This window comes from Paenibacillus zeirhizosphaerae, assembly GCF_030705605.1.
Classification (GTDB): Bacteria; Bacillota; Bacilli; order Paenibacillales; family Paenibacillaceae; genus Paenibacillus; species Paenibacillus zeirhizosphaerae.
The window spans coordinates 273,131-295,249 of record NZ_JAPCKK010000030.1 but is presented as its reverse complement, the minus strand read 5'-3'; the positions used below and the strand labels follow the sequence as shown (position 1 = coordinate 295,249).

The 22,119-nt window shown below is 52.1% G+C and carries 4 protein-coding genes and 1 pseudogene; all 5 read left to right on the top strand.

Going from position 1 to position 22,119, the window contains the following annotated elements:
• Positions 1-20: 20 nt before the first annotated feature.
• Positions 21-6,470, top strand: a pseudogene (locus OIN60_RS22680) (amino acid adenylation domain-containing protein); the annotation flags it as partial.
• Positions 6,471-6,542: 72 nt separating this feature from the next.
• Positions 6,543-11,348: a non-ribosomal peptide synthetase gene (locus OIN60_RS22675; RefSeq protein WP_370872549.1), complete on the top strand. Its 4,806-nt coding sequence runs from the start codon at positions 6,543-6,545 to the stop codon at positions 11,346-11,348.
• Positions 11,349-11,376: 28 nt separating this feature from the next.
• On the top strand, positions 11,377-21,024 hold the full coding sequence (locus OIN60_RS19125; RefSeq protein WP_305756459.1) for a non-ribosomal peptide synthetase: 9,648 nt from the start codon (positions 11,377-11,379) through the stop codon (positions 21,022-21,024).
• Complete coding sequence (locus tag OIN60_RS19120; RefSeq protein WP_305756458.1) at positions 21,005-21,733, top strand: thioesterase II family protein; 729 nt, start codon at positions 21,005-21,007, stop codon at positions 21,731-21,733. The genes OIN60_RS19125 and OIN60_RS19120 overlap by 20 nt, the downstream gene beginning before the upstream one ends.
• Positions 21,734-22,117: an aspartate 1-decarboxylase gene (gene panD / locus OIN60_RS19115; RefSeq protein WP_305756487.1), complete on the top strand. Its 384-nt coding sequence runs from the start codon at positions 21,734-21,736 to the stop codon at positions 22,115-22,117.
• Positions 22,118-22,119 lie beyond the last annotated feature (2 nt).

Here is a 22,119-nt window from a genome sequence, read left to right as displayed (position 1 = left end):
CTTGAAAAGGAGCATTCAGAATGGAAAAGGAAAACAGCCCATTTACGGGGTTAGAAATTGCCATTATCGGAATGGCCGGGAGATTTCCTGGTGCCGCCAATCTGGATCAATTTTGGCATAATCTGAAACACGGCGTTGAATCCATCACTTATTTTACAGACAAACAACTGGAGGATGCAGGCGTATCCAAGGACATGCTTCAGAATCCGAATTACGTCAAGGCCAAAGGACTACTGAAGGATTATGACTGTTTTGATGCATCGTTTTTCAACTATGTTCCTGCTGATGCCGAGTTACTCGACCCCCAGATTCGCCTGTTCCATGAATGCGCATGGGAGGCCCTGGAGGAGGGGGGCTACGCCTTGCCCGAATCCGATCTGTCCGTAGGTGTATACGCTGGGGCATCGTCCAATCTGCTGTGGGAGGCAACTGCCTCCCTGGCAGACCTTGCTCCCGAATCCAAACAATTTGCCGACAGCCAATTGACGGATAAAGATTTTCTCTCAACACGAGTGTCCTATGCCCTCAATCTGAAAGGTCCCAGTGTGAGTATATATACTGCCTGTTCCACGTCCCTTGTGGCCATTCATATGGCTTGTCAAGGCTTGCTTAGTGGAGAATGCCGCATGGCGCTGGCCGGAGGAGTGACGGTCTCACTCCCTCAGGAAGGCGGCTATCTGTTCCAGGAAGGCATGATTCTGTCTCCGGACGGGCATTGCCGCGCTTTTGACCAGGAGGCTGCCGGAACGGTCGGCGGAAGCGGGGCGGGCGTCGTTTTGCTAAAAAGATTGGAGGATGCGCTTGAGGACGGAGACCCCATTCATGCTTTGATTAAAGGTTCAGCCATCAATAACGACGGGGCGGGCAAGGCAGCCTTTTCCGCTCCCAGCATTGAGGAGCAGAGCCGTGTAATCCGCTCAGCCATGCTGGCTGCGGATGTGGAACCGGACAGCATCAGTTATGTGGAAGCGCATGGTACAGGCACCTATATAGGAGACCCCGTGGAGCTTGAAGGGCTGCGCCTGGCATTTGACGGTGTTATGCCCGCATCCTGTGCCATCGGTTCGGTAAAATCCAATATCGGCCATCTGGACTGCGCCGCCGGAGTAGCCGGGTTCATTAAAACGGTGCTGGCGTTAAAGCAGCGCACGCTTCCGCCAACACTGCATGTGACCAGCCCGAATCCGCAGTTTGACTGGAATACGAGCCCGTTTTATGTCAATACGCAGGAGCGGCCATGGACAAGCGACAGGGGGCATCCCCTGCGTGCCGGTGTCAGCTCTTTTGGGATCGGAGGTACGAACGCTCATTTGATTCTGGAGCAAGCTCCGGTATTGGCGGAGAACGCAAGTCGTCTTAATCACGGGAAGTCCATGGGCACACAGGCGGAGATGTTGCCGATTCTTCTTCCCATATCGGCCAAGACAACCGCAGCCCTGAAACAAACAGCCCACAATCTGGCCCGCTACCTGGCAGAGAATCCGCACGCCGCTCTGGAAGATGTCGCACACACGCTTGTCCGTGCCAGAGCGGAATGGAAGCATCGTGCTGCGGTCATTTGCCATAGCCGTCTGGAGGCGATTGAGCAGTTGTACGCATTTCAAGAGTCTGGGACACAGCTCTCGGCACCCGGTTTCATAGAGGAAGTTCGTGAACGCTGGTTGGCGGGTGAGAGCATCCGAAACCAATATCCGCATCTTTTTCCCGGACATGTGCTGCATCTGCCGACCTATCCGTTTGAGAAAGTGCAGTATAACCGCCAGCTTGAGCTGTACAAGCAGCTTATGGCGACCGGTGACCCGTCCGCCCGTTTACAAGATAGTGACAGCATAGTGCCGGAAACCCGGCTGCAAAAAAATACGGATCTCGCAAAATGGCTGTATGTCCCCGGTTGGTCCAGAACCTCCAGGATTAGCCGCACGCTCGATATACGCACAATAGAACGGCTCAAAGAGAGCATATGGGTCCTTGCTCCCGACTCTTGGGGAATTAGCGGGCATATTCTGAACATACTCGCGGAACATCAGGCGGAAGTGCGGATTGCCGCTCCGGGTGAAGCGTGGACATTGCCGGAGACCAACACCAAACCCCTGAAAATATTGCATTTGGAGAGCATCAATCCTGATATCCATCAAACGCTTGACGCTGAACGGTTTCAGGATTTGCAGCGAAACGGCGCTTACCGTCTGCTTGAGCATGTTCGGAATCTCCATATGGTCAAGGGCACCGTTACGGCGGATATTATCGCGGCGACCAACGGGATGCAGGAGGTGACAGGCACGGAGCGGGTTCAGGCTGCGCATTCCACGCTTAAAGGCTTGGCACTGGTCATTCCGCAGGAAAATCCGAATATTCGCTGCACGCTGGTGGATCTTGATGATGAACTGTGCGCAGAATCCATGCAAGCTTACGCCTGTGCCCTTCTCAGCGAGGCCGTTCGTGTAGATCCGAGCCCTGAGCCATTTGTCGCTTACCGTAAGCAGTATCGCTGGATTGCAAATTATACGCCCGCCCCGCTGCCTGCCCGGCCAAACGGGCAAAGCGGGCTGCGTACTGGCGGCATCTATTGTATAACGGGCGGTTTTGGAAAGATCGGCCGCGCGCTTGCAGAGCATCTCGCCTTACGATACGGGGCACGGGTCGTTTTATTGGGAAGAACGGCGATTCCGGACAGACATACATGGAAAGACATTCTTGCCGGACAAGTGTACGCTGCCGAACAACGGCTACGGAGTCTGATCCGCTGGGCACAAACGCTTGAGCAGAACGGGGCAGAGATTCTGCTCTTAACGGCGGATGCTGCATCCGAGGCCAGTCTCCGGGAGGCATTCTCCCGCGTTCGTGAATATTGGGGCCCCATCCATGGGATCATTCACGCGGCCGGCTTGACAGAAGGAGCGACCTTTGAAGCGGTGTCCCGCCTGCATGAAGGACAACTAGAGGAGCAGTTCCATTCTAAAGTACATGGCGTGCTGGCCTTGGAGCGGGCTGCGGCAAATTTGAAGCTGGATTTTTGTGTTCTTTTCTCTTCTTTATCGGCGGTGCTTGGCGGAATTACCTTCGGTGCTTATGCCGCTGCAAACAGTTTCCTGGATGCTTACGTATACAGCCTGCCCGTTCGGCAAGGGCGGTGGATCAGCCTGGGCTGGGACGGCTGGAATATGAGGGGGGAGCACGACACGGATTCCGCTGCGGATGATCCTTTTTTGATGGAGATGGATGAGGCGCTTGAAATTTTGGAACGGGTGCTTCTGACGGAAGAAACCGGACATCTCATCGTGTCAACGGCAAATTTGGAGCAGCGCAGGAGACGCTGGGTTACTGGGCTTCGAGCAGAAAGAGAACAGGCAGCGCCTGTACGCAACAACATGAAGAAGCTGCCGCGTCCGCAGCTTTCCATACCTTACAGTGAGCCGGAGAACGAACTTCAGCGTAAGTTGACAGATTTCTGGGGAAATTTCTTCGGCATTGAGGATATCGGTATTGACGATGATTTCTTCGAGCTTGGCGGAGATTCGCTCAAAGGCGCAACGCTGATTGCCGGTCTGCAAAAACAGGGGCTTACGCTACCGCTCAGCGAGCTGTTCCAGCATTCCACCATTCGGGAGCTGGCGAAAATATGGACCGGGGAAACCATGGAAGAAGCGAGCGTTGCCCATGAAGAGGCAGAGCTGACCGATCTGTACCCATTGTCGCCTGCTCAGACCCGTATGTATTTCATGAACAGATATTATGAACAAGATACCAATTACAACATTCCTTCTGCAGTGACCATTGACGGACCGTTGGACAAGGAGAAGGTGGAGCGGACCATCCGAGCTTTGATTCGCAGACATGACATGTTGCGTACCAGCTTCGAAATGCGCGGAGACGAGCCTGTTCAGCGCGTCCATCCGGCTTCGGAAATTCGCTTTGACCTTGAGTACAGCGAGGCAGCATTGGAGCGGCTAGAGGCAACGGTTCACGAGTTGATTCAGCCTTTTGATCTGGAACGGGCGCCGCTGCTCCGGGCACAATTGATTCGTCTGGAAGAGGACCGGCACCTGTTTTTTATGGATATGCATCATATCATTTCGGACGGTGTGTCCACCGGCATTATTATGAGGGAGTTTGTTGAACTTTATGATGGAAAACCATTGGAAGAACCAACCCATCAATATAAGGATTATGTGCGTTGGCTAAAGGGAATCTCACCGTCTGTCAGGGAGCGGCAGCAGCAATTCTGGCTTAACCAGTACCGAGGGGAACTGCCCGCCTTGCGTCTCCCTGTCCGGATGGAGCCTGGTCAAGTCGGGAATGCAGACGCAGACAAGCTTGGGTTTATATTGGATCAAGAGACGTCCCGCAAGCTGCTGGCCCTGGCCTCCCGGCATAGATCGACGATGTTCATGACGCTGCTGACGCTATACTACGTATTTCTGTCCAAGTATACCAACCAACAGGACATTGTCATCGGAACAGCTTCCGCAGGCAGGCAGTACGAACACGCTGACAATATTATAGGCATGTTTGTCAATACACTGCCGCTGCGCAATTTCCCGGAAGGCGGCAAACGTTTTACGGATTTTCTCGAAGAAGTTAAATTCAATGTGCTGCAATCGTTTGACCATCAGGAGTACCCGTTCGAAGAGCTGCTGCAACAGCTCAACCCGGAACGAAATCCGGATAGACAGCCGCTTATGGAAACGATGTTTGTATTTCAAAATATTGATTTTCATGCAGAATCCGGCTCCTTGACATTTGCGGGCTATGACCTGCCAAGCACCTCTTCGAAGTATGACCTTATGCTTGAGGCCAAAGAAATTAACGAGGGAATCCTTTGTTTGTTCCACTACCGTGTTCAATGTTTTGACCGTGCTTATGTGGAACAGATGAGCCGGCATTTTCAACATTTGGTGCAGCAGTGTCTGGCCAATCCGGAACAGGAACTGCGCCAGATGAGGCTGCTGACGCCGGAAGAAGAGGTTCGCCTATTGCAGCTTACGCATCCCTATCCGTGTGAATCGCCTGCGCAGACTGTGCAGAGCCGGTTCGAAGCTATGGCTAAGCTGTATCCGGACCATATCGCACTTATGACGGAGAACGGCAGCTATACCTATCAATTCCTGAATGAACAGGCAAACCGGGTAGCGCATACTCTTATGCCGATTATGCTGCATCAGGAAGCCATTGTAGCCATTGTAATGGAACGCACGGAACAGCTTGTATCAGCCATTCTCGGAACTATGAAATCCGGGGCAGCTTACTTGCTCATCCAGCCCGACCTGCCGAAAGAACGCATTGCTTACATGTTACAAGACAGCGAAGCGGTAAAGATCATCACCACACCGGAACATGCCGGCAAGCTGAGCGGATATGGACCAGAACTGCTGCTGATGCGGGACGATGACTTGACCGCCTGTACGGAAAACCCTGCGACGACCATCCCACCGGAACGGCTGGCTTATGTGATGTACACATCGGGCACTACAGGCAAGCCTAAAGCGGTAATGATTGAAAACCGGAACATCGCGAGGCTGGTAATGCCGGAAAATTATCGCCTGTTCATCCAGGGAAACCGGGTGCTTCAGACGGCATCCATAATGTTTGATGCATTTACCCTGGAACTGTGGGGTACGCTCACGAACGGGGGAACGCTCGTGATGCTGAATGAGCGCATCATTCAGGAAGCCCATACATTCAGCTCAGCGCTGTCCGATTACGGCATAACGGACCTGTTCCTGACGACTTCGCTGTTTCACTATTTGGTGCAGCAGCAGCCTTCAGCTTTTGCAACACTAAGGACCGTTATCATTGGAGGCGAAGCCGCGTCTGCGTATCATGCGGAATTGTTGCACCAAGCTTGTCCCGGTACGGTGTTAATCAACGGCTACGGACCAACGGAAAATACGACCTTTTCCACAATGCACATCGTCAAGCGAGGGACGAAGGCGCCCGTTCCGATCGGGGTTCCGCTCTATCTGTCCCAGGCCTATGTCGTGCATCCGGAGCAGCTGAATCAGTTGCAGCCCCCCGGAGTGGAAGGAGAACTATGTGTTGCCGGGGAGGGTGTGGGCAGAGGGTACTGGAAGCAGCCAGAGATGACTGATCGTAAATTTGTGCCCAATCCATATCATCCAGGCAAGCTTATGTACCGGACCGGGGACTTCGCAAAGTGGCTTCCGGACGGAACCCTGCAGTTCATTGGCCGGATGGACGATCAGGTCAAGATCAGGGGCTATCGTATCGAGCTTGATGAAATCCGCGCTTGTATGCTGGAACACCCGGATATTACAGGGTCAGCCGTCATTGTGCTTGATCGTGAAACCGGACTTGATAAGGAAATTTGCGCATATTATACCGCCGGACAGGCGGAATCGGCTCAAGAACAGGTTCGGAAGTTTATTGCCGCAAGGCTGCCGCGTTATATGGTTCCTGCTTTTGTAATCCGTCTGGACGTACTGCCTTTAACCTCCAACGGAAAATTGGATAAGCGCGCTTTGCCGGACCCACGGATACATCTTCAGGACTCCGCAGATCTCCTGACCGAACCGGTAACGCCAATGGAACGACGGCTGGCGGGCATCTTCGCCGATGTGCTTGAGATGAACACGATTGGCAGAGACTGCAACTTCTTTGATTGGGGTGGACATTCCCTCAAGGCCATGCAGCTTGTCTCCCGGGTGCAGCAGGAATTCAACCTGGAGATGAGGCTCAAAGATCTGTTCCGGTACCCGGTGCTGCAAGAGCTGGCTCTGCGGCTGGAAGAGCGAGAGGAACGTGCTGTAGAGGAGCAAGAACCGCTTCCTGTTGTTCAATTTCAATGGCCTCAGCCTGCCGTGCACAAAGAGGATTACCCGCTCTCATCCGCTCAGCAGCGACTGTTTATTTTGGAGCAATTTCAAGATATCGGAACAAGCTACAATATGCCTTTTGTCCTTCGACTTGAAGGAGAGCTGGACATTGAGCGGGTGAAATTCGTCTATACAACCATGCTTAGCCGGCATGCCGCTTTGCGCACGTCGTTTCATTTGACCGAAGACCGAGGGCCGGTGCAGAGAGTAGCTCCGCTTGAGTCGATTCAAGCAGAGATCAGGCTATACCCGTGTGAGCTGGAAGATCGGCAAGCTGTTCAGGATCTGATTCAACAATTCATCCAACCTTTTGTTCTGGATCAGGCCTCTCTCGTTCGAGTAGGCATTGTGCAGATGCAAGAACGCCGGCATTTGCTGATGGTGGATATGCATCATCTGATTTCGGACGGCGTCTCCATGGACGTCTGGGTGGATGAATTCATCCGGTTGTACACAAACGACAACGAGCTGGAACCATCGCGGCTGCAATATCCCGATTATGCCGTCTGGCAGCAGCAGCAGTTGCATTCGGGAATATTTGAACGGCACAAAGCATTCTGGCAGAATCAGCTCGCAGGTCCTTTGCCAGTTCTGCAAATGCCTGCCGATTATACACGCCCTGCCGTGCGTAATTATGCCGGAAGCCAATACAGCTTCACGCTTGGACAAGAGCTGACCGAAAAGCTCAGATCCTGCTGCCGTGAGCATGGAGTGACTCTGTACATGCTGACCTTGGCGGCATACGGTGCACTGCTTCACCAATATACGGGGCAGGATGACCTTGTCATCGGCACGCCTGTTGCGGGGAGGAGCCATGCAGATTTGTTCCGTGTGATCGGTATGTTCTCTAACACACTAGCCATCCGCTGCCATCCTGAACCCGGGAAAACGGCCGCTGTTTTTTTACAGGAAGTCAAGAATATTGCGCTTCATGCCTTCGAGCATGCAGATTACCCTTTTGAAGAGCTGGTTCAGGCGTTAAACGTGCCTAGGGATACAAGCCGCAACCCGGTATTTGATACGATGTTTTCCTTGCAGAATACGCCCTCCCGAACCCTTCAAATTCCGGGGCTGTCCTGTGAGCCATATGCCTTTGAAACGAAGCAATCCGCATTTGATCTATCCCTCCAGATTCATGAACAGAAGGATCGGCTTGAGCTGTTTATTGAATACAGCACCAGCTTGTTCCGGGAGGCTACAATTCACAGACTGATGCGTCACTACTGTAATATTCTCCAAATTTTTGCCACGCGCCCGGGGGCTCTCTTATCCGAGGTGGACATGTTGACAAATGAGGAGAAGCACCTGATTTTACAACAATTCAACTCGCCAGGAGTCGGCAGGGAGCAGTCCGCCATAACTGTACCGTATCTCGTTGAGCGCCAGGCTGTCACAGCACCAAATCGCCTTGCAGTTCATAACGGAGAGGACCGACTGACCTATCGTGAGCTTATGCAAAAAGTAGACATGCTGGCCCGTCACCTGACAGAACTGGAGATGGTCGAAGGAAAAACCGTCGCCATTTTGATGTCCAACTCATCTGCTATGATCGTTGGCTTGCTGGCCATCCAGCGCATGGGGGCCATATGCTTGCCGATTGACCCGGAGTATCCCGAGAAACGAATCGCATTCATGCTGAAGGATGCGGATGCCTTCCTGTTAATCACAGATGTGCAGACCCGTGTTCCTCTCTCCTGGACGGGTCAAACCTTGCGGATGAGCGGCACTGAAGTTGTCGGGATCAGCCTGAGCAAGGCCGATCTGTGCGGTGACGTGTCTGACTCGTTATTTGGAGCGCCGGGGGAGGCTCGCGCATGGCTGCCTGATCGCAGCCAACCGGAAGCCATTGCTTACGTGCTCTATACGTCAGGAACAACAGGGCAGCCCAAAGGAGTCAAGATTTCACATCAGAATCTGGCTCATTATGTGACAAGATTCAACGAAATGTTCCATCTGGATGCGGATGACCGAGTGTTGCATCATTCTTCCACTTCGTTCGACACATCCATAGAAGAGATTTATCCGGCGTTGGTCGCTGGAGGTTCCGTGCACATTGCAGCGAAGGACAAGGCGCGTCATGTGGAGAGCTTGGCTGCCCTGATTGAAGAACGCTCCGTAACGGTGATCTCCGGTTCTCCGGTGATGCTGAGCGAGCTGGACCGGCATCTGCAGCATCATCGGGTCCGTCTGTTCATATCCGGAGGAGATGTGCTGAAGAAGCAGCATGTTTCCAGACTGATGCAAAACGCTGAGGTGTTCAACTCGTATGGACCCACGGAAACGACGGTATGTGCAGCCTACCACCGCTGCCAGGATAGTGATGGGGATATGATGCCGATCGGGAAACCGATTCCGGGTTACCGAATTTATATCCTTAACCGGAGCGGCCAGCTTCAGCCTCCCGGCATTCCCGGTGAACTCTGTATTGCCGGGTCCGGAGTAGCCCAAGGTTATCTGGGCCGGGAGGATCTGACTGCGGAGAGGTTCACCCCTGATCCATATGGGACGGGAAGCATGTACCGCACAGGCGATTTGGCCAAATGGGATGAGCAGGGCAATCTACATTTTCTGGGTCGGGTGGATCAGCAGGTGAAAATTCGGGGATACCGCGTGGAGCTGCAAGAGATCGAAACGGCTTTGCTCCAAATTCCCGGCGTGCAAGAAGCGGTTGTATTAGCCACAGCAGACCAGGATCACTTTCAGCGGCTCCAGGCCTTCCTGGTGTCCGATATTCCGCAGCATCCCGGACAGACTCGGGAGCGTCTGCTGCTTGAACTGCCGGAATATATGATCCCCAGCCAGTTTATCATGCTGGACCGTATGCCTTTGACCCACAATGGAAAAGTGGACCGGCGCAAATTGGAGCAGGAGCACGACCATTTACAGGAAGTGGCACAGGAATCCAGAGCGGCGGAGCCAGCTAATCCCGTGGAATCCCGGTTGCTTCACATATGGAAAGAGGTGCTGAATGTGGACGAGCTGGGGGTACATGACAACTTTTTTGCAAGCGGAGGCCACTCGCTCAGAGCTACAAGCCTTGCGGTAAAGATTCGGCATGAGTTCCGTCTGGATTTCAATCTCCAGCATGTGTTCCAGTATCAGACCATCGCAGAAACGGCTGTTTTTCTGAAATCGAGTCTTGCGGAAGCGCATCTGGACGACATCCTGCCGGCGAAGCAGGCTGACCATTATCCGGTATCCTCAGCTCAAAAACGCATGCTGTTATTGAATGCGGCGGAAGAGGCTGGCATCAGCTACAACATGCCGATGGTGCTGGAGGTTGCAGGGAAGCTGGATGAGAATCGCTGCCGGGCGGCACTGGCGGAATTGATTGGCAGGCATGAAATTTTGCGGACCTCATTTCATTTCATCGATGGTATGCCTGTTCAGAAAGTCCATAATCAGGGAGAAGCGGAATGGATTGAAATCGAGGCAGCGCAGAACGAGGTAGAGGCAAAAATTAAGGAGCAAATCCGGCCTTTCCGCCTGGATCAGCCTACACATCTGCGGGTCTGCCTGATCCACACCGACGAGCAAAGTGCGGTATTAGTCTTTGATATCCATCACATCATATCCGACGGCGTCTCACTCTCTATTTTGATTGCGGAATTTATGGATCTTTATATGAGAAAAGAGCTGCCGGCCTTACACGTGCAATATAAAGACTTTGCCGTGTGGCAAAACCGAATGCTGTCCAGTCCGCTGATGCAACAACAAAAAAACTACTGGCTGGGCCAATTTGAAGATGAAGTTCCCGCTCTGGAGCTTCCATATGACTATGAACGGCCGAAACTGCAAAGCTTCAGCGGAAGCTCCATTTCTTTTGAAGTAGGGCAGGAGTTGAGCGAACAATTGAAGCAGCTTGCCTTGAGAACGGACACAACGTTGTACATGCTGCTGCTTGCGGCCTACTACGCCTTGCTGTACCGATATTCCGGGCAGCGGGATATCGTGGTCGGTTGTCCCATTGCAGGAAGGCAACACGAACGGCTGGAGCACATGCTGGGCATGTTTGTGAACACCTTGCCGCTGCGCATGCAGATTGACGGAGACTGCAAGTTTGAAGACCTGCTGCAGACGGTGCGACAACGGACTTTGGATGGCTACGCCCATCAGGATTATCCGTTTGACGATCTCGTCGAACAACTGGATTACCGCCGTGACCTTAGCCGCAATCCGCTCTTTGATACCGTGTTGGTGATGCAGAATATGGAATCGCCCCCGTCGATGATTCCTGATGTGCAATTCCAAGCGCGGGATTATGAACGGAACAGCACCATGTTTGATATCCGCTTTGAGGTAACCGAGGGTATTAGGGACTTGCAATTTACAATGGATTATTGCACCGGCCTCTTCAAGGCATCCACCATTCGCCATATGACCCGCAATTATATGCAAATCCTGCAGCAGATTGTCCGCAATACCGCGATGGAGCTGGATCGAATGGAGCTGGAGCATGGTTACACCATCCGGGAACGACAGGACTGGCTGGAGAGCATTTCTTTTGATTTCTAACATGAGGTATACAGGAAGGGGCAAGTGAATGGATACGCTCGAAAAACATGTATTATTGTCGGATGCAAGACTTGAAAAGGAAAAACAGTATTGGCTTCGGCAATTCTCTGATTTCACAGAAATGACGCGCATGGCATTCACTTCATCTCCCTCAGCGGAGGGGCGTATTGAAGTTAAACATTACGTGTTCCATGATTCTCTGAGTCAGAGACTGAATACAGTCAGCAGAGGCTCAGACCATGCCTTGTTTATTCTTCTGCTGGCCGGCCTCAGCTATGTGCTGCACCGGTATACGGGGGAAGCCGCAATTACCGTCGGGGTTCCCGTCATGCCAGATACAGCAGACAACTCTAAGTCTTTGAACCCGCTCGTTCTGATCCGGGCCAATATTCAACCTGGAGACCGCGGAAGAGAATTTATTGCACATATCAAACAGAGGATGGTTGAAGCGGATCAACATTCGAATTTCCCGTTTTCGCTGTTGCTGGATTTGCTTGGGGTTGACCTGGGGGAAGGTCCGCATTGCAGCATGATCGCCGGGATGGAAGGGCTCTATGACCCGGCTGCGGTCGAAGAGATCGGTTACGATTGCCGCTTTGAGTTCCAGCGCCGTTCAGACCACCTTGTGCTGCAAGTAAAGTATCATGCGACATCCTACGCTGAATGGTTTGTCAGCCAGTTTTTCATGCATTATGAAAAGGTATTGGAGCATCTCTTGTTCCATCCTGACAACGAAATGGATGCCTGTAACCTGCTGGGTGAAGAGGAGCTGAAGCAATTTGTGCCAAGCGCTCTTTCCGCGAATGTCGAGAAGGTTGCGAGCATTCCTGCACTGTTCGAAGAGCAGGTCGCCCTTCATCCCGATAAGGTGGCCGTTACGGCAGAAACCGGCGTGTACACCTACAAGGAACTTAATGACATGGCCAATCGGGTGGCAAGCTATTTGCACCGGGAGCGCCAGTTGAAGCATGAAGAGCCTGTCGGCATCATGATGCATAATTCCGTTTATTCCATTATCGGTATGCTGGCGGTATTAAAAGCGGGTGGGACTTATATTCCCCTAGACCCGGAATTTCCACATGCGCGAATGAAAAAAATGATGGAGGATGCGTGCATCGGAACCGTCCTCTCGCTTCGTCCGCATTTGCGGCAGCTTAACCGTTTGCAGTGGGAGCTTCCGCAATTTGCAGCCTACATCTGTCTGGATACCGATCAATTGGAAGAAGCTGAAGAGCTTGAAAATGAATTTATGGACCAAAATGTCTGGAACTTTGTTGCCGACCAGGCGACCGATGAGATTTCGGGTGGTGCCTGGGTCAGCAGTTACACCCGTCAGGACTTGTCGCCGGAGGAAATGGACGAGTATGCGGATAACATCAGGCAGAAGCTGCTGCCTTATCTGAATCCAACCACACGTGTTCTCGAAATCGGATGCGCTTCGGGGATAAGCATGTTTACCTTGGCACCACATGTCGGATTTTATTATGGAACCGATTTGTCTTCAAGCATGATACGCAATTGCCAGGAAAGGGTGGAGCGTGAGGGCTTCCGGCACATCAAGCTGGACTGTCTGCCCGCCGATCAGATCAACCGGCTGAATGAGGGGCCTTTTGACATAATTATCCTGAACAGCGTTGTTCAGGTGTTCAAGGGGCACCATTATTTGCGGAAAGTATTGCGCTCCGCCCTGGAGATGTTGTCGGAACGAGGTATTTTGTTCATTGGGGATGTCATGGATCTAGATTCCAAGGAAGCGTTTTTGCAGGATTTGCGGGATTATGACGCTACCCACCCGGAGGTGAGCACTAAGACCGAGTTTGACAATGAACTGTTCCTTTCCCGGGCGTTCTTCAGGGACCTGCAGGCCGAGTATCGGGCAATCGGGGGCGTGCATTTCTCCGACAAAATATATACGATCCCGAACGAGCTTACCTTGTACAGATATGATGTCATCATTGAAGTGGATCAGGCTGGATCAGAAGCCGAGCGTATGCCAGGCAAGCTTAAGCATCAGCATGATCTGAAATGGATACAACGCCAAGGCAGCGATTGCCCGGATGTCAACGTATCCTCGCATCAGGCAGCTTATATCCTATATACATCGGGGTCCACAGGTACACCCAAAGGGGTTGTGATAGAACATCAAAATGTGGTGCGGCTATTGCAGACCACTTCGTCTTTATTTGCCTTTGGAAGCCGGGATGTATGGTCTCTCTTTCATTCCACTTCGTTTGATTTCTCGGTCTGGGAAATTTTCGGGGCTCTTCTGTACGGAGGCCAGCTCGTCATCGTGCCAAGGGATATCACGGCGGATACCCGGTCCTTTGTGCGGCTTGTGCAGGAACAACGGATCAGCATATTGAGCCAAACCCCATCGGCATTTTACCAATTTGCGCGTGAAGCGGTTCAGAGCAGGGTAGATCTGCCAGCGCTGAATATGGTGGTCTTTGGCGGCGAGGCCCTGCAGCCAGCCATGCTCAAGGAATGGAATGAACAGTATCCGGGGGTCCGGCTTATCAATATGTACGGGATCACCGAAACAACAGTCCATGTCACATATAAAGAGTTAACAGCAGAAGACATTAATCGCAACCGCTCCGATATTGGAAGGTCCTTGCCTTCTTATCAGGTGTATGTGCTTGATCCCTGGCAGCGGATTGTGCCTGCAGGTGTTCCGGGAGAGCTGTATGTGGGCGGCAGCGGTGTGGCGCGTGAATATCTTCATTTGGACGCATTAACCCGGCAAAGATTTATTTCCATACCCATAGCGCATAGCGGCAGGGTTTACCGATCAGGAGATATGGCACGCTGGAATCCGGACGGTTCGCTGGAATATATGGGCCGAATAGACGAACAGGTCAAGATTCGGGGGTACCGGATGGAAACCGGCGAAATTACAGCGGTGCTGCTGGACCATCCCAGCGTCGACCAGGCAGTGGTTCATCTGATCCGCGCGGAAGACGGCAGCAAGGAATTGTGTGTGTATTATGTAGCGGCAAAAGAACTAAATGCCAAGGAGCTTAGAGAGTTTATCGGCACGAAGCTGCCCAGGTTCATGGTGCCTTCTTATGTGGTTCAACTGGACAGCATGCCACTGACGCCAAACGGGAAAGTGGACAGGCGCAAGCTCCCCGATCCTCGACAAGGATTTTACAAGGATCAGACCTTCACGATGCCCGAAGGGCCACTGGAACAGGAGCTTGCGCATATTTTTGAAGATATTCTCGGGATCGAACAGGTCGGACGCCATGACAGCTTTTTTGAAATGGGCGGCCATTCCCTGAAAGCAACCAGACTGGTATCCCGCATTTACAAGCACTTTGAATGTGAGCTCAATCTGAGGGATATTTTCCGTTTCCCTTCTGTGCATGAACTGGCCTTGCATATTCAGGGACACCACTTCACTCGTCCGTTTGAGAAGATCCGTCGTGCACCGGATAGAGCCTTTTATCCGCTGACATCAGCGCAAAAAAGAGTGTTCATCCTGGAACAGTTCAGTGATATCGGCACCAGCTACAATATGCCGGTTGTACTTCGGGTGCAGGGACCGCTTGATCCCGAACGAGTCAAGGATTGCTACATCCATTTGTTGAAACGTCACTCCAGCCTGCGGACCGCTTTTCATATGAATGGCGATGAACCCGTACAAACCGTGCTGGATATGGATTCATTATCACCAGGCATCACTTTTCTGGATATGCCTGATGCAAGCGAGAAGACCGTGCACGAGCGGATCGATGAATTTATCCGTCCGTTTGACTTGAACCATCCTCCGCTTGTGCGAATTACGGTCATCCGCATTCAGCCGGAGCAATACCTGTTCATGCTCGACATGCATCACATTATATCTGACGGCACCTCCCTGAATATCTGGATCCATGAGTTCATGTCCTTGTATCAAGGAGATGCGCTGGAGCCACTGGAAATCCAATATATCGACTATGCGGTATGGCAGCACGAACAGCAGGCTCTTGCGGTTATGGAAAACCAGAGAACCTATTGGCACGAGCAGCTTGCCGGGGAACTGCCCGTGCTTCAGCTCCCATACGATGAGCCCAGGCCCTCCATTCAAGATTTCAGGGGCAATCAATTTACGATCCGGCTTGGACACAGGCTGACCGGGAAGCTGGGCGAAAGCTGCCGTGATCATGGTGTTACCCTGTATATGCTTTTACTGGCTGCATATCAGGTTCTGCTGCACAGATACACGGGTCAGGAGGACATTATTGTAGGCACGCCGGTGGCAGGCAGAGGACATGCAGATCTTGAGCCGGTGATCGGGATGTTTGTCAACACACTGGCCATTCGGTGCAGACCTCGATCCGACCAGACATTCGGCTCTTTCTTGCAGGAGGTGAAAAACACGTCCTTGGAAGCCTTTGAGCACGCAGACTATCCGTTTGAAGAGCTGGTTCAGGAGCTGCAGGTGACACGGGATTCGAGCCGCAATCCGATGTTTGACACGATGTTTGCCCTGCAAAACATGGAAAGGACTGTCCTTCGCATCGCTGATCTTCAGATTGAAGCCTATGACTATGAATGGAGATCCGCGAAATTCGACCTGCTGCTGCAGGCCGAGCAGGAACCAGGTGATCTGGTGCTCACGTTTGAATACGCGACATCGCTATTTCGCCAATCCACGATTGAACGCATGTCCGCCAGTTTGATGCGAATTCTGGAGGAAGCGATTCTTAACCCGGATCTGCACATCGGAGAGCTTGAGATCATGACAGGTCTGGAAAAAACGAGGTTAAACAGGCAGTTGGCAGGGGAACAACTGGATTTCACAGTGGCGGATAACGTTTGTCTCGGTTTTGAAGAGCAAGTTATGCGCACTCCTGACCGGACCGCTATTCGAGACGAAAGGGGCATATTGAGCTACAGGGAATTGAATGCCCGGGCCAACCAGTTGGCCAGAATGCTTCAGGCAAAAGGAATCGTCCCTCGTACTGCGGTGGCGATTTGCGGAGAGCGATCCATTTCGTACATAACAGGCGTGCTGGCAATTCTCAAGGCTGGAGGAACGTTTGTACCTATCGATGCGGCATTTCCGCAAGAAAGAATCATTCATATGGTTGAAGATTCCGGGGCCAGGCTGCTGATTAACTGCACGGGACAACCGGTACACCTTCCCGAAACGCCAACACTTCATCTGGACTACGCCACGTTGGCAGGCGATCCCGTCAATCTGGGTATTCCAGTGACAGCCAATGAAGCGATCTACACCATCTATACCTCTGGAACGACGGGAACGCCCAAAGGTGTTCAGTTGTCGCAGCGGAATTTCATGAACCTGGTTCTGCATCACCGGAAGCAATCCGGAATCCGAATGAACGGCAAGGTGCTTCATTCGTCATCCATTGGATTTGACGTGTGTTACCAGGAGATGCTTGTCACCCTCTTGTCAGGCGGTGAGCTGGTCATTGCATCCGATAACGTCAAAAAAACGCCGGATCTCCTGCTGGACCTGCTGGGGCAGCAGGAGGTGAAAACGATATTTCTGCCGACGGCCTATTTCAACTTCCTGATTGCCGAAGAGGATTACATCGGCCGGTTGCTTGACGGTTCGCTTGAGCATATCGTTGTGGCGGGAGAGGCCCTTGTTCTCACTCCTCCATTCATGAACGCGTACAGTCAGAGCTCGGTTCAACTGCATAATCATTATGGTCCGTCGGAGACGCATGTGGTCACAACCTTGTTGTTGGACAAGCACAGCCAACTGCGTGAGCGGCCATCTGTTGGAAGACCGATTAACAATATCGAATGTTATATTTTGGATAAAAATCAGCGCATCGTTCCTGCAGGCGTAACCGGCGAGCTATATATTACAGGGGCATCCGTAGGCCTTGGATATTGGAACCAGGCGGGGCTGACAGCAGCTAAGTTTCTGCCCAATCCGTTCAAGCAAGGGACAGTGATGTACCGGACAGGTGATTTGGCGAGGCTGCTCTCCAGCGGAGAGATCGAGCTGATGGGACGGGCCGATCAACAAGTAAAAATCCGCGGATACCGAATTGAGCCAGGTGAGATTACAGCGGTTATGCTGCAGCATGGGCGGATCAGCCAAGCGGCAACAACGGTTCGGGTGCGGCAGGATGGGACTAGGGAATTGTATGCATTTTATACATCGGGCGACGGAATTGAAGCTTTGGAGGTTCAAAATTATCTGGCTAGACGGCTGCCTTCCTATATGGTGCCGCCGTACTTGATACGGATTGAGGTAATGCCATATACTCCCAACGGAAAAGTGGACTATCGGGCACTGGCAGAAATATCACCCGCAGATCTGCCCCGAACCCCTGGCTTGCTGCATTTGCCTGAGACGGAGCTGGAGCAGCGAATCGGCCAGATGTACCGGAGCATTTTGGAAAAAGATGAGATCGGAAGGGATTTCGATTTTTTTGAGCACGGAGGGCATTCGCTTAAGGCTATGAGACTGGTGGCAAAAATCCGCAAGGAACTGAATGCCGCTGTGACGCTCCGTGATATCTTTTTGAATCCGACCGTTCAGACGTTGGCGGAGCATGTAAGCCATATGGACACGCCAGCGGACATCCCGTCCATCGCTCCTGCACAGTCTGTGCAGAAGTATCCTCTGTCCTCGGCACAGAAGCGCTTGTACATCCTAGATCAATATGAGGGCATTAGCACGGCTTATCACTTGTCTTCCGCGCTCCTGGTGGAGGGAATGCTTGATCTGGAACGGGTGCAAAAGGTATATAACGCTTTACTGGAGCGGCACGAGAGTCTTCGGACGACTTTTCATATGGAGGGGGACGAGCCTATACAAGTGGTGGCCGAGCCTTCACCTAGCGAGCTCTGGTTTCGGGATGCCAGGGAAATGGAGGAAGCGGCTGTACACCGGCTTGCGGATTCTTTTATCCGTCCCTTTCACCTTCGTGAAGCACCACTGCTGCGGCTTGGTATTATTCAACTGGGAAACAGCAAACATCTGCTGCTGATGGACATGCACCATATTATCTCCGATGGAACCTCCATCGGCATTCTGGTTCAGGACTTTATTGATCTTTATCGGGAAGTAGAACTTCCGCCTGTACCCGTAGCTTACAAGGACTTTGCGGTTTGGCAGCAGCAGCAGCTCCAGTCGGACGAGATCGCGCGCAAAGAAACATTCTGGATGAATCACCTGTCAGGAGAGCTGCCTGTGCTCCAGTTCCCCACCGATTTCCCCAGACCTGCACAACAGCGGTTTGAGGGTGATCTAACCAGTATGAATCTTGGACAAGACCTGCTGCTGCCTTTGCGCAGTCTCGCTCAGAGGACAGGAACAACGCTGTACATGATTATGCTGTCAGCCTTCCAGGTTCTTCTGCACAATTATTCCGGAGAGGAAGACCTCATTGTTGGTGTACCTGTTGCAGGAAGAACACATGAAGATGTGGCCGGTGTCGTCGGCATGTTTGTTAACACGCTGCCTTTTCGGAGCCGGCCTGAGCGAAGCAAGCCTTTTGCACAGTATTTACAGGAAGTGAAGGACGGGCTGCTTGAAGCCTTTGAGCATCAAGACTATCCGCTGGAACGCATGATCGACATGCTTGATCTGCCGCCCGATCCAAGCCGCAATCCGCTGTTTGCGGCCACGTTTGACATGCAGAACATGAGCGTTCCCGAATTCCATCTCGACGGGATGACGATCAGCGGCTGGGACAGCAGTCACGCAAGCTCCAAGTTTGATTTCTCGGTGTCTCTTGCCGAACAGGAAGACTACATTCGCTGCACCGTTGAATATGCCACCTCTCTGTTCAGGAAAGAGACGGTAGACCGAATGATGAATCAGTATCGGGTGCTGCTCCAATCCATTGTCTCTTCCGCGGAAGCAACCATCGGGGAATTGAACATGGTTCCGGAAGATGAGGCGGCACTGATCCTGAACGTATTCAATCCGGCGTTGCCTGCTGTCGGCACCTATGAATGGATTCATAATGCCTTTGAACGAATGGCAGAAGTACGGCCGGAAGCCGTGGCCGCTGTCTGGAAGGGGCAAATTCTGCGATACGGTGAGCTGAATGGTTATGCCAACGAACTAGCTTATACCTTGCTTGCTCAAGAAGTGGGGGCCAATGATGTGGTCGCTATCTATATGGACAAGTCTCTGGACACGCTCATATCCATCCTCGCCATCTTGAAAGCAGGTGCCGCTTATTTGCCGATTGACCCGGAATATCCGGCAGATCGGGTACAGTTCATGCTCGACAGCAGCGGTTCCAAATGTGTAATCGCAGATGCCCAATATGGCTTAATGGTGGAAAAAACGCCCGTGCTGATCTACAGCCATTCAGATCGGTCTCCGGCTGCGGCTGCAGCCGCAGGCAATCTGAATACAACGGTGCATCCCGATCATCCGGCCTACGTAATCTACACTTCGGGATCAACAGGACAACCCAAAGGGGTCATGGTTCCACACCGTGGCTTGTCCCATTTGGCTGCCTTGTACAAAAAGGAACTGAGCATAACATCTGATGATCGGATTACCCAAATCGCCAGCATTGCGTTTGACCTGGCTGCATTTGAAATTTTTGCCGCCCTGACGACCGGAGCAGAGCTTCATTTGGTTCCGAGATCAACTTCGGCTGACCCGGTTGCGCTAACCGATTTTTTGAACAGCAGCGGCATTACCTTTGTGGCAATGACACCGTCACACCTGGCGCATTTGAACCCGGAGGATCTGCGGACAATTCGTATGGTGGCTTCGGGTGGTGAAGCCATTTCGGTCTATGAGTACGAACGTTGGAGTCGGTTTGGCTATGCCAATCTATATGGACCTACTGAAGCGACCATTCTGACAACCTTATGGAAACCTGACTCTGCTCGGCCAGTTCCAGCGAACATTCCCATTGGAAAGCCTGTTGCGCATAGCCGGATTTATATTCTGAACGAAACCGGCAGGCTTCAGCCGCTTGGAGTCGAGGGCGAGATCTGTATCACCGGGGAAGGTCTGGCCAAGGGATATTTGGGACTTCCTGAAGCCACCCGCGAGAAGTTTGTGGATAACCCTTTCGAGTTCGGTACGATGATGTACAAAACAGGGGACAGAGGCCGCTGGCTTCCGGATGGCAACATGGAATATACAGGCCGGATGGACAACCAGGTCAAAGTACGGGGATATCGTATCGAGACGGGTGAGATCGAGCTGGCGCTACTGCTGCACCAAGCGATTCGGGAGGCTGCCGTCATTGTCAAAACGAATGCGCAGCAAGAGCGCTTTTTATGCGCCTTTGTTGTGGAAGCCGTGCCGGTCTCATCATCAGAGCTTAAAAGCTTCCTGTCAAGCTCCCTGCCAGTATACATGGTTCCTTCATTCTTTGTCCGTTTGGAGCAAATGCCTGTTACCGTTAATGGAAAGCTGGATATAAAGAAGCTGGAGCGAATGGACACATCCCTATTTGAAGAAATCGCATATGTTCCGCCACAAACCGATCTGCAAGTAAAGCTGATTGCAATATGGGAAAAGCATCTCAAGACAGAGGGGGTTGGGATTCGGCATAATTTCTTCGAGCTTGGCGGACAGTCTTTAAAAGCAGCCCGGCTGATCTCCGACATCACGCAGGAGCTGGGGGTCACCTTGTCCTTGAAACATTTGTATCAATACCAGACGATCGAGGAATTAACCCTTTTTATGGAAGGCGGCGAACAACATGGCTCAAGCCATTCATAACGGATGTATTCAACTGTTCTGCATACCTCATGCCGCAGGATCCGCTGGGATGTTTGGCTCCTGGAAGGAAAACTTGCCGGATCACATTCAGCTTGTACCTCTGGAGCTTGCAGGAAGGGGCCGGAGATTCAATGATCCTTTGTATCCCGATTTCGAGGCGGCTCTCCATGATCTTCACAGGGAACTGTTGAAGCATAGGCCGGATCAGCCGTATGCACTTCTGGGACACAGCATGGGAAGCCTGCTTGCCTATGAGCTCGCCATGAGGCTGCAGGAGGAAGGAGGACAAGCGCCAGCGATGCTTTTTCTCGGGGGTCAAAAGCCCCCGCATCGCTTCTCCCTTGGCCCGCGTTATTCCGGTCTATCCGATGACGAACTGTGGTCCATCCTGCTGGAAGGAAGCCAGACTCCCTGGGACGAGCACCAATACGGTGATCAGATTCGCGACATGTACCTGCCCATTCTAAGGGCAGACCTGAATGTATGCGACACCTATCAACATATTGAAGGGAGGAGCAGATATACAGGACCTGTTGTGATTATGAATGGAGCGGAAGATGAAAGCATCCAGGGAGAACAGCAGGAATGGTACGAGCTGGTTAACGCTCCTTGTCATACCGTGACTTTTCAAGGCGGGCATTATTTTATATATGAGCATCAGGATCGGGTTATCTCAACAGTCATTCATTATTTGAAGGGGGTCATTTAACTGTTCCGAACGATGATGAAATCCAAAATTCACAAGGCTACGATAACGGAAGCCAATTTAAATTATGTAGGCAGCATTACCATTGACCGTGATTTGATGGACGCTGCCGACATATTGGAGAACGAGAGGGTGCAGGTTGTCAACAACAATAACGGAGCAAGACTGGAAACCTACGTTATTCCGGGAGCACCCGGCTCGGGTGTCATCTGCCTGAACGGGGCGGCGGCCCGGCTGGCTCAGGTGGGAGATGTGGTTATTATTATGTCCTATGCCTTATTAAGCTCCGAAGAAGTGAAGGGATACGTTCCTCAGGTGATATTGGTGGATGTCGATAACCGGGTATCGGATATCCTGTCAGGCGAAAAGCACGGTCAGATGGTATAAGG

What these genes read in the sequence shown, in the direction of transcription:
- OIN60_RS22675 (WP_370872549.1), top strand. Translation starts at nt 6,543, where the DNA reads ATGGAACGACGGCTGGCGGGCATCTTCGCCGATGTGCTTGAGATGAAC.
- OIN60_RS19120 (WP_305756458.1), top strand. Translation starts at nt 21,005, where the DNA reads ATGGCTCAAGCCATTCATAACGGATGTATTCAACTGTTCTGCATACCT.
- OIN60_RS19125 (WP_305756459.1), top strand. Translation starts at nt 11,377, where the DNA reads ATGGATACGCTCGAAAAACATGTATTATTGTCGGATGCAAGACTTGAA.